Below are 15,082 nucleotides of genomic sequence, written 5' to 3'. Positions count from 1 at the left end.
GTTTGAAGATCTTATTAATATGACTTGGGGTGATTGGGATGGCTGTGTTTGCGTTGTTATTTCATTTAGTCTGTTTAATTATTGTTTTAATCGCAGGTTTTAAAGCATTAAAAGAGTTCAGAAAACCTATGAATCAACGTAATCAAAGAAAAATTGATTCCATTTTAGTACTTGTATTAGTGGTGGCTTTGATTGCGATATTGTCTAGTGTTTTTACAGATATTTAATAAAATGTCGTTGCTCAAATGAGCGACGGCTTTTAATTTTGTTTTAGAAACCTCAAGTATCGTTAATATGAAGCATAAAACAATATTTCATTTTGTAATTAATTCAATGTTAATATAGAATGAATTAAAGAAGTTTTGTAAATGAAATTTTTTGTTACCTAATATTAACCGTATGAATAATTTATTTAAGGAGATGTCGTTATGAAGTTTAGATTTAGTGTTTCATTGTTATTAGTTTCGAGCTTGCTACTGTCACAAACTGCAATTGCAGCACAAGAAAATAAAAACACGCAAGATACGAAGAAGAATGATACACAAAACAAAGAAAATACGAGCAAGGCCATTGATTATGAAAAAGCTCAAAAAATGAGTCCACAGCAATTGAAAAATGCATTAACACCAGAAGATTTAAAGTTACATAATAAAGATGGTGAACGTCAAAATACTGAAATGAGAAGTTTTTCGGCTAATCGAGCGTATCAAGATGTAAATACATACATAGCAAATAATAATATAAAGCCAGCTAAAATCGTACAAGATTCCAGAATGAATAACTTACCAAAGTATAATTATAAATCTGGTAAATACATTGGTGTAGTAATACATGAAACTGCAAATCCGAATAGTACAATCGATGGTGAAGTAAATTACATGTACAACAATTATAATAGTGCGTTTGTGCATGCGTATGCGGGTAGTGATAAAATTGTTCAAACTGCGCCAAGTCAATATTTAGCTTGGGGCGCAGGTGCTAATGCCAATCCATATTTTTATCAAATTGAATTAACAAGATCTAACACATTTGATGGGTTCGCAAGATCTGTTAATAACCAAGCATATTTAACTGCAAAAATGTTGAAAGCCAATGGGCTACAGCCTTCGCTTGCTGACAATAATCAAGGAACAGGAACAATTATAAGTCACAATGCGGTAAGCCAATATTGGGGTGGTTCAGATCATTCAGATCCGGTTGGCTATTTCGGACAATGGGGATATAATATGAACCAGTTTTACAGTTTAGTACAGAAACATTATAAATCTCTATCAGGTGGAGGTAGTGACGGAGCAATTACTGGCAGAACATATAAAGTATCAAAAGGTGATACGCTGTATAGCATTTCGAGAAGAAGTGGTGTTGCAATAGATAATATTAAAAAATGGAATAAACTAACGAGCAACACGCTTTCTGTAGGGCAAGTACTGAAGTTGAAAAATCCTAGCACCCCAAGTGATTCCATTACTGGCGATTCACACAAAGTGGTTGAAGGAGACACACTATATAATATTTCAAAACGAAGTAAAGTAAGTGTGGCAAACATAAAAAAATGGAACCATTTAAAGTCGGATAATATTAGTAAGGGACAAATTTTATATCTAGTTAAGACATATACGGTTAAAAAAGGTGATACATTATATAGCATTGCTAAAAATCAAAGTACCTCTGTAGATAAAATTAAAAAGGATAACAAGTTGAGTTCCAATAGTTTAAAAGTAGGCCAAATTCTAAAAATAAAATAGAAGCATTGCATAGAACGAGCATCGTCTAATAAGACAATGCTCGTTTTTTATTAAATTAAAAAATGTTTTTATGAATATAATTGTGAGCGTCATAATTTCGTGTTACTTTAATAATATAAAGTTATGGGTGGGTATAGACAATGAAGCAATTTAATTTAATCATGTCATTATTATTTTTATCAGTGATCCTGACAGCATGTGGTAACAATGACGTTGGGCAAAACAGTGACACAAACAAACAGGATAAAGATAGTAATCAACGTAAGGAACGTCAATCTACAGAACAAAGTGAAGCAAAAACGGATCAGTCATTACATCAAGATTCATCGACTGAAAATGACAAGGATAAAGGCCAAACGTCAAAAAAAGATAATGCTTCAAAAATGAAAAATAATGATAATAGCAAAAGTTATTTAAATGGTTTAAGTGCTTCAAAAATCGAATACGCCCGTATTTGGCATCAACTAGGAATGATTAAAGATGTCAAAAATATTTATGTCAAAAAATATCCAAAAGGAACGCCCGTAAATAAAAATGCGGAAAAGAGCGCATTGTATCCTGAGGATGTCGTTAAATTAGAAGCGCCAATGAAAGTGGGTGGTTCAATAACTTATAGTAGTAATGGTGATGGAACTATTAATATTTATAAAAAAATACCATATAGATGGGAATCAAATGCATCCTCGAACACTGAGGATATTTATCAAGACACTAAAAATGCAGTTGAACAAGATATAGAAACGGTTGAAATTAATGCTACAGACAATAAACAAATTAAAAGGTTAGCTCAAAGTATACAATTGATTAATGATTGATTAGTTGGTGTTTTAAAATAATAACAATTTTGAAGTTTTTAATCATGATTTATATGGTATTAACAATTCTAAGTATTTTATGATTATATATAGTATGATACATTAAATATAATCGAAATCAGTGAATTGTGAGCGTATTATATCGAGCGTTCTTAATGTTAAATTAAGTTGAGGTGATACAGATGTTAACTAAAGGTATTAAATATCCATATGTTAAATTTTTATTTGATGTGATTGGCATTTTATGTGCAATAAGTGTATTAGTGCTTGTGTTTGTTAACGGTTTTATCAATAATCAATCTGGGAACTTTAGCTTAGGATTTGATGTATCTGGTACACATATGGTGATTATGACTACTTTGGTATTAATGACTATGATTTGTGCGACAACGTCTACAATTTTAAGAAAAGTGAAATAATGTTATTAAGATTTGATTAGACGATACTGAAACGAATAGAGATGTGAAATAGCAATAGACCAGAAATTAAAAGCTAATTTCTGGTCTATTTTCATTTCTTTATAGATGTACATTTTCTTTAGCATAATGAAATTTTTGATTTTTTTCAGTAATAAATAATTGGAGGAATGTAAGTATACCAATTTTACCAATTAACATTGTGAGTACAATAACTATTTTCGTAGGGCTATCATAAAACGTCGTGAAGTTCATCGATAGCCCAACAGTGCCGAAAGCAGAAATGACTTCGAATAATACTTTAGTATAAGATATTGCTGAATTTAAATAACTTACTATAAATGAGACGATTATAACAAATGCACCGGCAGAAAATGTAATGGCCACGGCAGTTTTTAATGTGTGCTCATTTATAGATTTTTTGAAAATAGAGGTGTGCTGTTCGTTTCTTAATGTACTTTTTATAAATAATAACGTTAAGACTAAAGTTGTTACTTTTATACCGCCTGCAGCGCTGATAGGAGAGCCACCAATAAACATTAAAAGCATTAATAATATTGAAGTAGGTGGTGTGATTTGTTCGATATCGACACTATTAAAACCAGCAGTTCGGGTAGTAACAGATTGAAAGAATGAAGCGCCAAGTTTTTCTAAAAATGACAAATGTGTCATAGAATGGTTATATTCTAAAAAGTAAAACACAGCCCAACCAATAAATATCAGTATGACAGATGTCGTTAATACTATTTTTGAGTGTAGGGTTAATTTACTTAACTTTCTAGTTGTCGCGACGTCTAAAAAGACAAGCGGTCCAATACCACCCATGATTATAAGGATTGGAACGATAATAGTTATTATAGGGTCATTAACAGTGCGCATCATATTGTCATTAAATAATGAAAAACCAGCATTGTTAAATGCAGAAATTGAAGTAAACACACTTAAAAACAACCCTTTACCAAAACCATATTTTGGAATAAATGATAATGCGATACATATAGCCCCAATGAATTCTGTACAGATACTATAAACGACAAATTGAAGAATCAATTTGATGACGCCACCAGGTGTTTCAATGTTCCAAGTTGTCATAATCAAATAGCGGTTTCTTAAACTGATTTTTCGATGCATCAGAATAAGTGTTAAAAGTGTTACAGTGACGATTCCTAATCCGCCAATTTGAATAAGTAATAAAATAATCGTATCGCCTAACCAATTAAATTGGCTAGATATATCTATAGTCGCTAGGCCAGTAACTGTGAAGGCACTTGCAGAAATAAAAAATGCGTCTACAAAGTTTAAAGGTTTTACGCCTGTGACCGGTAAATATAACAATAATGTTCCAACGATTGTGGTTAATGAAAACAACATTAAATACATATATAATGGTTTGTTTAATAGTCTCATCTTTAAAGTTCCTCGTATTTTAATAATCAGTATTTTATACTCATTATTAAAAAAAGCAATTCAATTGATACAATTAAATTGGAAAAAATAAAATTTTACGTTTGTGAACGAATACCTTTGGTGACAGCTTCTGCGAAATCATAAATTGAATCTCGGTATTTATTCGTATTTTCTCTCGTTTTTCTGTTTAAGCGGTCCTTTTTGAAAAATGATTTTCTTATAGATGTAGATATTTCCAGTTGAACACCTGAACCTGAGTCATTTTCATTGATGAAATTTTTAGAAGAACGACCATTAATATTATTTGGACTTTTTTCTACATTAAAACCTTCTTTTTCTAATTCTTTTTTTATGGATTGCGCCATTTTTTTATCTTGGCCCCCAATATAAACGGTATCTTTATCGCCTTGAAAACCGTGTATAGAAATAGATTCTTGTGAACGATTAGTCATTTCGTTCAATTTAGGATCGTCAAAATTGGTAGATGTGATATGCAATTGTTTGTTGTTTGATTTTAATAACCCTTCAAAACTATATAAATTAAAGTCGCCTTTTTTAGAAATGATTTTAGCTAATTCTGAGGTTCCAGGTTCTATACCGCCACCATGAATGGCAGTGATGAGTATATCTTTATTGTTTGTTTTTTTAATATTTCTTTGCCAGTCACGCTGTTTCACTGTGTCTGATTTTAATTGTGCGAAATTTTGATATTTATCTTGATTTGATGCCTGGTTATTGTTCCATATATATGTAAAATATAGACTAATTAGTATGATGCCAACAATAACAAGCATAATTAAATAGTATACGTAAGTGCTTAGAATATTTTTCATAATTAACTCCTGAGTAAAAGTATTTACTAACTCGTAAAGTATAACAAATTTATTAATACTATATAGATTATATGTTATTTACAATTATGTTAATGGCATTGTAATGAAATTTACATTTTGGGGTATAAAATGTATAGAGTAAGTAGATAGATTGAAAATAAGACATCTTTGACATTTCAAAAACAACAATAACGACTGATTGGAAAATGCAATATATACTGGTGGGATTTTTATAACACACAAGTTTATGATTTTCTTTATCATGTAAGGCTAAGTCTTTTCTTGTTCGGTCAATCATGCTGAGTGTCTAAAGACAATATAATTATGTGTTTTCATTGATGATTATAAAACGTTTAACTTTAAAAGGAAGGTTGTGGATCTTTTGGATATAGTAACTAAAATGCAAGTAAATGTATCTAGTGATCAAGTATTTGAAGCTTTTGTCAATCCAGAATATATCGGAGGATTTTGGTTTACTTCTAGTTCTGAACGTTGGGAAGAAGGTAAAACGATTACTTTACGATACGAAGCGTATAATGCTGAAATCGATATTTTAATAGAAAAACTTGTTAAAAATGAATCAATTCATTTCAAGTGGGGCAATAATCATGTGACTATTGAATTGGATGGTGATGATAATCACACAATTGTGACTACTACCGAAAAAGATATTGAAGAAAACGATGTAGAACGTTTATTAGGTCAAAAAGAAGGCTGGGTATATATGCTTAGTTGTCTGAAATCATATTTAGAATATGGCAATAAAATAAGCGGTGCATTATTGTAACTGTCCAATAAGAATTGAAGGTGTGGCCAATGTTTAACATTGATCGCTTTTTCAATTTTTTTTTATACTTCTTTCAAATATCAAAACAAAACTTTTGCACAATATGGTTTAATATGTTTAAATGTAACTATAAAAGTTTCAATTAAACGTAAAAGGTGATTTCTATGAATTTAGAATTCAATATAGCAGTTCATTTACTGACTTTTTTGTTAAAGCACTATGATGAGCGTTTTAGCAGCAATGAATTAGCAGAACGTATCTGTATTAATCCGGTTCAATTACGCAGGGTAACACGTAAGTTAAACCAACATCATTATTTAGAAACTTCAAGAGGTAAATTTGGAGGATACCAGGCTAATGATATGACAGCAAATGTCAACTTGTCTGAACTATTTGTGATGTTTAAAGAAGACCGTTCGGAAGGGCGCTTATTTACTGGTGATGCAGGCAGTGACTGTGAAGTTTCAAAAGAAATAGGCAACACGATGTTTAAGTTTTATAAAAAAGAAGAAGAGCTATTAATTCATTATTATCAAAATGTAACGATTAAAGATGTCTTAAACGAAACGATTAAGGAGGATAATTATGAAAAAGTATGATTTATTAATTATTGGATTTGGTAAAGGTGGTAAAACTTTAGCGAAATTTGCGTCTGGCCAAGGAAAAAGTGTAGCTGTAGTTGAAAAATCTCAAAAAATGTATGGTGGTACATGCATTAATATAGGTTGTATTCCTTCAAAAACACTTGTACATGAAGGTTTAGCGCACGGCTCATTTGAACAAGCTTTTTCTCGAAAACATGATGTAGTAAATGCGCTAAACAATAAGAATTATCATAACTTGGCAGATGAAGATAATATCAGCGTATTAGATTATACTGCAGCATTTAAATCTAACAATGAAGTAGAATTATTAGATGGAAGTGGTGAGGTACAAGAAACAATTACTGCCGAAGATATAGTGATTAATACAGGTGCACAACCAATTATTCCATCTATCGAAGGTGTAGAAACATCACAATATTTATATGATTCTACTGGCATTATGGAATTGGCTACACAACCTAAGCGTTTAGTTATTGTGGGTGGAGGTTATATTGCACTAGAATTTGCTTCTATGTTTGCGAACTTTGATACACAAGTAACAGTTTTAGAGAGACATGATGATATTATGCCTAAAGAAGATAAAGATGTTGTGGCAGAAGTCAAAAAAGATCTTGAAAATAAAGGTGTTAATCTGGTATTCAATGCTGATACAGAGCGTTTTGAAGATAATGCATCTGGTACGACAGTACACACAACGCAAGGTAGCTATGAAGCAGACGCGGTATTGTTAGCCACTGGTCGTCAACCTAATACAGACTTAGGTTTAGAAAATACGGATGTTGAAATTGGTGAACATGGAGAAATCAAAGTAAACCAAAACTTACAAACGAATGTGCCAAATATTTATGCATTAGGTGATGTTAAAGGCGGCATGCAATTCACGTATATTTCATTGGATGACTTCAGAATTGTAAAAGATCAATTATTTGGTAATGGCGAACGTACTACTGAAAATCGCGGTGCTGTGCCATACACTGTATTTATTGATCCACCATTATCACGTGTAGGTTTAACAGCAGAAGAAGCCAAAGCGCAAGGCTATCAAATTTTAGAAAATGCAGTACCTGTAAACACAATTCCGCGTCATAAAATAAACAATGATACAAGAGGTTTGTTTAAAGCAGTAGTTAATAAAGAAACGAGTGAAATATTGGGAGCTACATTATATGGCTTACAATCTGAGGAAATTATTAATTTAGTAAAATTAGCAATTGATCAACACTTATCTTATGAAGTATTAAAAGAAAATATTTATACACATCCTACAATGGTTGAATCATTTAATGACTTATTTAATATGTAAGGCAAATATTTTTAACACTTATTAAAAAATGTCGAATCAAAAAGAGCAGGGTTACGAAATCTGGTTTAATTGGATTTCTACCCCGCTCTTATTTTTATATTAAATTTTATATAATTGATCTAATAATCTGACCTATGAATCCGAAAATACCAATGATTAAACAGACAACGCCAAAGCTTACTAAACTTTGTTTTTTGCCGACACCTTCATTTTTAGGTGTGCGTTTATTTATGATGAGCAACACAATACCAACGATAATGAGTAATATTGAAACAATCCACATTTTGCGTCCCCCCTTACTTTTATCGATAAAATAATAACGTCTTTACTATCTCTTTACCCTGTTAACTGCTTGTATTAACGCCTTCTTTGCACATCATATGTGATGTGACATTAACCGATGAGTTAAATATATTATAAATGATTATGTAATGTAAGGGTATAGTAAGTTATAAAATAGATTGATACACACAAATGATGAGGGTGTGATAGAGATGAAAATAGTTTATACTTATGTATTTGATTCAAATAAACTAGAAGATTTTTAAAAATATTTCACTCAAATGGTTGGATTAGGCATAATAAGATTAAAGCAGTTATGAATGCTAGTACACATATAGTGATAGCAAAATACAATGGTAGTGTCGAAGGATTGGTTCGAAATTTATCAGGCAGTGTTTTTAATGCGTCAATTTATGATGTTATCGTGGATAAGTCCTTTCAAAATTACGGTATAGGTTATGACCTTGTATGTAGAATGAATAAACAATTGGGGCGGGTGTCTTGCGTGCATGTAATTTCAACGCATGGTGTTGAAGGGTTATATCAAAAATTAAAAGGCGAGTATACTGATTAATGTCTATCAGTTATACTCACCTTTTTGGTCGAGAATCTAGATTATAAAATATTGTGGCTCACATCCTCATGTGAATAGTTTTTCAATAAAGAACAACCTAGTGGATGATGACCATTGTCAACGTAATGGTTGATTTCTTCAAGTACATCTAAAATTTCATATTCTGGAGTATTTACATCAAACGTATATTTGAATACTTGTTTCTTGTCAGATAATACAGTAGCAACGAGTTCATTTTTTTGCATTTTGTAATTTAACAATTTCATAATAATCCCTCACTTTTATCAATATTTTGGTCTAGCTAACGGAAGTGCTCAATTGAGAATAAGTTTCATTAACAACACCATTACATTATAATTATTATAATGTAATCCTTATTATACATTAAAATACATAAAAAGTAGAGCATTTTGGCCTAAAAATTAATTTAAAACGCTTTCTTTATAAGAATTAATATAATTTATTGTAAAATGAAGCATCTGAACTTGCAGTTTGAAGTGTAATTTGATACGATTTCATTAATTGAATAAACCTTTCTAGGGTTCCACAACGATGGCGTTGGTTTGGTCCGAGAGAAAGGCACATATTTATATGTGACACGGAAGGATAAAAGCCTGGGAGATAGTATAGATAACTATCTCCCAGGCTTTTTTAATTTTAAAGGAGGATTTTGATATGAATTGGTTGAAAATTGTTATTGCAGCCATCTTTGAAGTAGGCTGGGTGATTGGTTTAACTCATGCTTTATCAATATTTGAATGGATTTTGACAGTGATTGCTATGTTTTTAAGTTTTTATCTTCTTATTGAAGCATCAAAAGTATTGCCAGTGGGTACCTCTTATGCAGTTTTTGTAGGACTTGGTACAACAGGCGTTACGTTATTTGATTTTATATTCTTTGGTCAACCATTTAATCCAGGGAAAATAGTATTAATCATAACATTGTTGCTAGGTGTAATTAGTCTGAAATTAGTAACAACAAATGAAGGAGGACGTTCATAATGGCTTGGATTTTATTGATTTGTGCAGGTGTATTTGAAATGCTTGGTATTACATTTTTGAATGCTTATGTACATAGTCGCAAATATAAATCGCTCGGTTTGATGTTAACATTCTTTGCAATTAGTTTTTTAGCATTATCTATTGCTATGCAACAGTTGCCGATGAGTACTGCATATGCTGTATGGACCGGTATTGGTGCTGTTGGAGGAGCAGTTTTAGGTATGGTTTTTTATAAAGAATCAACAGATATTAAACGGATTATTTGTATCCTTGTTATATTGGGTAGCACGATTGGTTTGAAATTATTAAGCTAAAAACGAATTAATTTGAATCACAACAATTCGTTTTTCTGTTCCAAGTTTTTCAAATATTAATCAATGATCTCAATTTGAATTTAGTTCATCTATTATTTTCACTTTATAATAAACGGATAGTAAAAGATTTATTTCGCGTGTTGCGATACCGTGTGCATCTTGATAACATAATTAAGGTGGAGGTGCAGAAAATGGAAGGATTAGCCGCATTTATAACAATTACATTAATGATTATTATCGTTCCAGGACCTGATTTTTTCGTCGTGATGAAAAATTCGATTACTTCTGGTAAAGGTAATGGCGCAATGGCAGCATTGGGCATAACGACAGGCCATGTTGTTTACTCTCTACTAGCGGTATTTGGTATTATTTTTATTTTGGCTAATATGTATTATGTGTTTTTAGTGATTAAAATACTGGGTGCTTGTTATCTTATATATTTAGGTATCAAAAGTATTATTAGCGCACGACAAAGTATGAATTTTTCAACCACACAAATGAAAGCACAACAAATAAGTTATTTAAGCTCATATAGACAAGGTTTCTTTAGTACCATTTTAAATCCCAAAGCATTACTCTATTACATAAGTATCTTGCCGCAATTTTTAAGTGCGGGCGATGGTGTTACAACACAAATAGCGGTGTTATCTGCGATTGTAACAACGGTTATTTTATTATGGTTTATTTTCTGTGTATATATTTTTCAATACATTAAATTACTTTTTGCAAACAGAAAGATTAAAGCTATTTTTGACTATACGGTAGGAGCAGTATTGATTGGTCTGTCGCTTAATTTATTATTTAGCAAAAGTAGTTAATCTAGATTTAACTAAAAACAGCTTGAGGAAGTCAAAACTTCCCAAGCTGTTTTTTAGTATATTTTCATGGCTAGCTAATATTCAAAAACAAACGATTTATCTTAGGGGTTAAAATAAGCATTTTCAGAAATCAATACTTTGATGCCACGATAAACATTTTTAATCGTATACCAAATCGTGAGTATAATTAAAATAACTGCAAAAATAATCGTTATCACCATAATTGTATGATGTTGTTGATTGACTAGCATACCACCTAAGCTTGCAATGATAATAATAAATATTGGCCCTAAATATGTGATGATATGATAGAATAACGATTTAGCAGCATGCGTTGATGCTGGTTTGTCAGCAAAAATCCAAATGATGATGGGTAATATGATTGGTGCGAAAAATATACTAAAATAACTTACAGAAGCTAAAACACGTCCTGCTTGTGTATCTGATTTTAAAGGTTGTTCATTCATTTTTATCACCTCACATTTAAAGTAACAAAAATAAATCTTGTTTTATAGAAGTTATACCTCATCTAACAAAAATGTTACCTTATTTAAAAATGCAAAGGAGTACAAACATATGAAGTTATACTTAATTCGCCATGGTGAATCAAAATCAAATTATGATAAAAAAGAAGGAAATCATTATTTTTGTGGTCAATTAGACGTTCCATTAACTGAAAAAGGCGCTCGAGACGCACAATTATTACAACATCATTTTAATAAATTGAAAATTGATCATATCTATATGTCTGATTTAACAAGAACGAGACAGACTTATAATGCAATTTTTGATAAAGATATTCCGGCAAGTGTGACGACATTATTGAGAGAACGTTCTTTAGGTAAGTTTGAGGGCGAAAAAGTGAGTGAAATTGAACAAAATAGTCAATTTGAAACATATTTTAATGGTGGTCCAAACAGTTCGTTTAGACACAGCTTTACTCAAAAAGCACCAGCAGGGGAAAGTTATGAAGATGTGTTACAACGTGTAGAAACATTTTTTAAACAAGAACTAGATACATCTTTAGATACTGTTGTAATCATTGCCCACCAAGTTGCAATTAGGTGTTGCTTCGTTTATTTAGGTTATGAAAATAAAACATCTGTGATAGATAAGAAAATTGAAAATTGTGTACCTTATGAAATTGAGCTATAGTATCGATAAAATCATGTATTAAAAAAACCTGAACTGTTTATCTTCTCAGTTCAGGTTAATATTTTTTTGCTGCTGTTAAGCTATCGTGAAATCCTTGGAATATAGTGTTGATATTGTCTAAGAAGCTACCAACAATAACTGCGAGTATGACGTAAGTAATGCTTAAAGCAATGGATTTATATGAAATTACGCCATAAGTTTCTTTTTTCTCAAAGAGATTAAAAGCTATGAAGACAGCAGCCATGGCACCTAGTAAAATCGTAATTACCATAGTGCGACCTCCTTAAAAAGTTTTTGGCTGTGCTCCTACGTTTACTATGTTCAATCTTATAACATAGGATAACAAATACTTCTCTGAGAAAAAAAGGCATTTTATATTAAAAAACCTTACAATCGTGTAAGGTTTTTTACAAACATAAGTCAATATGAATCATATAAGCTTAAGTAAGCGCTTAAAAGGCTTTATGGTGCTGGAAATAAGTAATGTCATCATTTTGTAATGGACCATGTTTAATTCGATAGCAATTTAAAGTGAATTTGATAATTATTCAAAAATTGTTCACAAAATTAAGTAGTTCCATAACGGTGAATCGTACTTTACTTATCTATTGCATCACTTTTAATACCCTTATCTTTAAGGAACTTTTTGATTTTTTCTTGTTTTTTACCATTTACGTTACCTGCATTTTCTGCGGGTACGTCTACTACGTTTAGCTTATTTTGAGGTTGATAGTTTACTTCTTCAATTTGCTTATCAGCATCTTTAATAGTGGTATTTAACGCTGTGAAGTAGTTTATGATTCGATCAACATCGTCTTTATAACCTTTAGGTAGATGATTGTCTTTGACAAATTTTTTGAAACGCACGTCATTTTTAACTGCATTGTGTGATAAATCAGATAATCTTTTTGCTTGTGCATCTGTAATTTTAGTATCTGTACCGGTTTGTTTATCTAATTTGTATTGTAGTAAATATTTATTGTCGAGGATATCTGAATTAACATCCAGATATTTTTTAATCGCTTTGTTCATTTCCGCCTCGCTAATATTTTCGCCTTTTTTGTTATTATCAAAGATATTATTTTCTGTAACTTTTTTTACATTTGAAGGGGCGTGTCTCTCACTGTGTTGCTTATCACCATTTGAATCACCATTAGCACATGCTGTGAGTATCACAGTTAGCATGAGTACTAATGTTATAAGTATACTTTTTTTCATAAAACGTATTGCTCCTTTAATAATAGTCCGATTTATATATTAATTTATGTGCTTTTGAAATTATAACCTAAGACTATCATTTCAAGCTATTGATTGATATAGATGTCGTAAAGTTAAACGCACAATCTTTTGAACAAAGTTTGAAAATTCGAGACTATACATTTCATACCAGTGAAAAAATGTCGCTGCTATCACATAGAAGCTAAAACAACAAAAATAAAAAAGGAGAACCAATTTGGTCCTCCTTTATAATCTATTTGAATAGGGAAGTAATTAGTGTCGAATAATATAGTCAAATGCATTTAGTGCAGCATTTGCACCTGCGCCCATTGAAATAATAATTTGTTTATTACGATCGTCTGTGACATCACCTGCAGCAAATACTCCAGGGATGCTTGTAGCATTTTTACGATCAATGATTATTTCATTTGCTTGGTTTAATTCAACGTAATTTTCTAACCATTCTGTATTTGGAAGTAGTCCGATTTGTACGAATATACCTTCCAATTCTATCGTGTGATCTTCACCAGATGCTTTGTCTTGATATTTAAGACCAGTAACTGCATTTTCACCTAATACTTCAGTTGTTTGTGCATTTTTAATAATTGTAACGTTTGGTAAAGAGCTTAGACGTTCTTGTAATACGTTGTCTGCTCTGAGTGTAGCGTTACGCTCAAGTAGGGTAACATGTTCTACGATACCTGCTAAGTCTATTGCAGCTTCAACACCTGAGTTACCGCCACCTACAACAGCAACGTTTTTATTTTCAAATAGAGGTCCGTCACAGTGCGGGCAGAATGCCACCCCTTTATTAATAAGGGCTTCTTCACCAGGTACTTCTAACTTACGCCAGCGTGCACCTGTAGCAATAATAACAGTTTTACTTTGTAATTTAGCATCATTATCTAAAGTGATAACAATACCATTGTCTGTTTTTTCAATATCACTTGCTCTGACACCTGTCATGATATCCACATTATATTGTTTTACATGGTCTTCAAGTGCAGATGAGAATTTAGGACCATCTGTTTCTTTGACAGTAATAAAGTTTTCAATTGTTGCAGTATCATTGACTTGACCACCAATGCGATCAGCAACAATACCAGTGCGCAATCCTTTACGGGCAGTATAGATAGCGGCACTACCACTCGCAGGGCCACCGCCAACGATTAACACGTCATAAGGATCTTTATCGTTGAATTCTGAAGGGTCTGCTTTACTACCTAGTTCAGATAATATATCTTGTACTGTCATGCGTCCATTGCCAAATTCTTCACCATCTAAATAGATAGCTGGTACTGCCATGATATCCTCAGATTCTTCTCTGAAAATAGCACCATCAATCATTGTATGAGTGATATTTGGGTTTAATAAACTCATTAAGTTCAATGCTTGAACGACATCAGGGCATTTTTGACAAGTTAAACTAATATAAGTTTCAAAATTGAGTGGGCGATCTAAAGCTTTAATTTGATCTATTACAGATTGTTCTTCTTTAGGTGCGCGACCACTTACTTGTAATAAAGCTAATACAAGTGAATTAAATTCATGCCCCATAGGTAACCCAGCGAATGTAATACCTGTATCTTCGTCAGGTTTATCCACTGTAAAGCTTGGTGTGCGTTTTAAGTCTTTCTCTTCAATTGTGATATGAGATGATGCTGCAGCAACTTCATCTAGCAACTCTTTTAGTTCTTTTGATTTATCATCTGTACCAAGACTTGCGCTTAGTACAACATCACCTTCCATTAATTGAAGTAATTGTTGTAATTGTGATTTTAGCTGATCATTAAGCATTCAAATCAATG

The 15,082-nt window shown here is 31.7% G+C and carries 20 protein-coding genes and 1 riboswitch; of the genes, 12 read left to right on the top strand and 8 right to left on the bottom strand.

Going from position 1 to position 15,082, the window contains the following annotated elements; translation table 11 throughout:
* Window positions 1–38 precede the first annotated feature (38 nt).
* The 4 genes from KA867_RS07225 to KA867_RS07210 all read left to right on the top strand — a co-directional run bounded on the left by KA867_RS07225 (window position 39) and on the right by KA867_RS07210 (window position 2,979).
* Window positions 39–227 (top strand): hypothetical protein, encoded by a 189-nt coding sequence (locus KA867_RS07225; RefSeq protein ID WP_046207074.1) that lies wholly within the window; start codon window positions 39–41, stop codon window positions 225–227.
* A 201-nt stretch (window positions 228–428) separates the two neighbouring features.
* Window positions 429–1,745: a peptidoglycan recognition protein family protein gene (locus KA867_RS07220; protein WP_210137540.1), complete on the top strand. Its 1,317-nt coding sequence runs from the start codon at window positions 429–431 to the stop codon at window positions 1,743–1,745.
* Window positions 1,746–1,885: 140 nt separating this feature from the next.
* Window positions 1,886–2,560, top strand: a complete 675-nt coding sequence (locus KA867_RS07215; RefSeq protein WP_210137539.1) for a hypothetical protein — start codon at window positions 1,886–1,888, stop codon at window positions 2,558–2,560.
* Window positions 2,561–2,742: 182 nt separating this feature from the next.
* Window positions 2,743–2,979 carry a hypothetical protein gene (locus KA867_RS07210; protein ID WP_210137538.1) on the top strand — a complete coding sequence of 79 codons (237 nt, stop codon included), beginning with the start codon at window positions 2,743–2,745 and terminating at the stop codon, window positions 2,977–2,979.
* A gap of 99 nt (window positions 2,980–3,078) precedes the next feature.
* Here the strand turns inward: KA867_RS07210 and KA867_RS07205 are convergent, their stop codons facing one another.
* A complete protein-coding gene (locus KA867_RS07205) occupies window positions 3,079–4,383 on the bottom strand; it encodes a TrkH family potassium uptake protein (protein WP_210137537.1) in 1,305 nt (434 codons plus the stop codon).
* 95 nt (window positions 4,384–4,478) lie between these two features.
* Window positions 4,479–5,216, bottom strand: a complete 738-nt coding sequence (locus KA867_RS07200) for a poly-gamma-glutamate hydrolase family protein (protein ID WP_210137536.1) — start codon at window positions 5,214–5,216, stop codon at window positions 4,479–4,481.
* A 373-nt stretch (window positions 5,217–5,589) separates the two neighbouring features.
* Here KA867_RS07200 and KA867_RS07195 point away from each other — a divergent pair, with 373 nt between their 5' ends.
* From KA867_RS07195 to merA, 3 genes are all read left to right on the top strand, one after another.
* Window positions 5,590–6,003 carry an SRPBCC domain-containing protein gene (locus tag KA867_RS07195; protein ID WP_481906156.1) on the top strand — a complete coding sequence of 138 codons (414 nt, stop codon included), beginning with the start codon at window positions 5,590–5,592 and terminating at the stop codon, window positions 6,001–6,003.
* A gap of 164 nt (window positions 6,004–6,167) precedes the next feature.
* The gene (gene hypR, locus KA867_RS07190) at window positions 6,168–6,602 is read left to right on the top strand and encodes a redox-sensitive transcriptional regulator HypR (protein WP_019469880.1); all 435 of its coding nucleotides are present in this window, start codon (window positions 6,168–6,170) and stop codon (window positions 6,600–6,602) included.
* Entirely contained in the window at window positions 6,589–7,911 is a 1,323-nt protein-coding gene (gene merA, locus KA867_RS07185; protein WP_210137534.1) for a hypothiocyanous acid reductase MerA, read from the top strand. Before hypR ends, merA begins: the two co-directional genes overlap by 14 nt.
* A 106-nt stretch (window positions 7,912–8,017) precedes the next feature.
* Here the strand turns inward: merA and KA867_RS07180 are convergent, their stop codons facing one another.
* Entirely contained in the window at window positions 8,018–8,194 is a 177-nt protein-coding gene (locus tag KA867_RS07180; RefSeq protein WP_019469881.1) for a hypothetical protein, read from the bottom strand.
* A 315-nt stretch (window positions 8,195–8,509) separates the two neighbouring features.
* Between KA867_RS07180 and KA867_RS07175 the strand changes: the two genes are divergently transcribed.
* Window positions 8,510–8,767: a GNAT family N-acetyltransferase gene (locus tag KA867_RS07175; RefSeq protein ID WP_210137533.1), complete on the top strand. Its 258-nt coding sequence runs from the start codon at window positions 8,510–8,512 to the stop codon at window positions 8,765–8,767.
* Between the two features lie 41 nt (window positions 8,768–8,808).
* On the opposite strand, the gene KA867_RS07170 is transcribed toward KA867_RS07175, so the two are convergent.
* On the bottom strand, window positions 8,809–9,033 hold the full coding sequence (locus KA867_RS07170; RefSeq protein WP_107383850.1) for a hypothetical protein: 225 nt from the start codon (window positions 9,031–9,033) through the stop codon (window positions 8,809–8,811).
* A 259-nt stretch (window positions 9,034–9,292) separates the two neighbouring features.
* A riboswitch (guanidine-I (ykkC/yxkD leader) is annotated at window positions 9,293–9,390 on the top strand.
* Between the two features lie 52 nt (window positions 9,391–9,442).
* On the opposite strand from KA867_RS07170, the gene KA867_RS07165 reads away from it, so the two are divergent.
* The 3 genes from KA867_RS07165 to KA867_RS07155 all read left to right on the top strand — a co-directional run bounded on the left by KA867_RS07165 (window position 9,443) and on the right by KA867_RS07155 (window position 10,901).
* Complete coding sequence (locus KA867_RS07165; protein WP_210137532.1) at window positions 9,443–9,769, top strand: DMT family transporter; 327 nt, start codon at window positions 9,443–9,445, stop codon at window positions 9,767–9,769.
* Window positions 9,769–10,083 carry a DMT family transporter gene (locus tag KA867_RS07160; protein ID WP_245355935.1) on the top strand — a complete coding sequence of 105 codons (315 nt, stop codon included), beginning with the start codon at window positions 9,769–9,771 and terminating at the stop codon, window positions 10,081–10,083. Before KA867_RS07165 ends, KA867_RS07160 begins: the two co-directional genes overlap by 1 nt.
* Before the next feature lie 191 nt (window positions 10,084–10,274).
* Complete coding sequence (locus tag KA867_RS07155; protein WP_019469885.1) at window positions 10,275–10,901, top strand: LysE family translocator; 627 nt, start codon at window positions 10,275–10,277, stop codon at window positions 10,899–10,901.
* 101 nt (window positions 10,902–11,002) lie between these two features.
* Here KA867_RS07155 and KA867_RS07150 read toward each other — a convergent pair whose 3' ends face one another.
* Window positions 11,003–11,368, bottom strand: a complete 366-nt coding sequence (locus KA867_RS07150) for a magnetosome magnetite crystal formation protein family (protein WP_107505023.1) — start codon at window positions 11,366–11,368, stop codon at window positions 11,003–11,005.
* Between the two features lie 109 nt (window positions 11,369–11,477).
* On the opposite strand from KA867_RS07150, the gene KA867_RS07145 reads away from it, so the two are divergent.
* Window positions 11,478–12,056, top strand: coding sequence for a histidine phosphatase family protein (locus KA867_RS07145; protein WP_210137531.1), 579 nt, complete (start codon window positions 11,478–11,480; stop codon window positions 12,054–12,056).
* Window positions 12,057–12,111: 55 nt separating this feature from the next.
* On the opposite strand, the gene KA867_RS07140 is transcribed toward KA867_RS07145, so the two are convergent.
* From KA867_RS07140 to ahpF, 3 genes are all read right to left on the bottom strand, one after another.
* Window positions 12,112–12,327, bottom strand: a complete 216-nt coding sequence (locus tag KA867_RS07140; RefSeq protein WP_019469888.1) for a hypothetical protein — start codon at window positions 12,325–12,327, stop codon at window positions 12,112–12,114.
* 326 nt (window positions 12,328–12,653) lie between these two features.
* Window positions 12,654–13,274 (bottom strand): NDxxF motif lipoprotein, encoded by a 621-nt coding sequence (locus KA867_RS07135; RefSeq protein WP_210137530.1) that lies wholly within the window; start codon window positions 13,272–13,274, stop codon window positions 12,654–12,656.
* Between the two features lie 273 nt (window positions 13,275–13,547).
* The gene (gene ahpF / locus KA867_RS07130) at window positions 13,548–15,071 is read right to left on the bottom strand and encodes an alkyl hydroperoxide reductase subunit F (RefSeq protein ID WP_210137529.1); all 1,524 of its coding nucleotides are present in this window, start codon (window positions 15,069–15,071) and stop codon (window positions 13,548–13,550) included.
* Window positions 15,072–15,082 lie beyond the last annotated feature (11 nt).

It is taken from the genome of Staphylococcus sp. GDH8C109P (assembly GCF_017893405.1).
In the GTDB taxonomy this organism is placed as follows: Bacteria; Bacillota; Bacilli; order Staphylococcales; family Staphylococcaceae; genus Staphylococcus; species Staphylococcus cohnii.
Note: the sequence above shows the minus strand (reverse complement) of the source record. Positions and strands in the feature narration are given on the sequence as shown.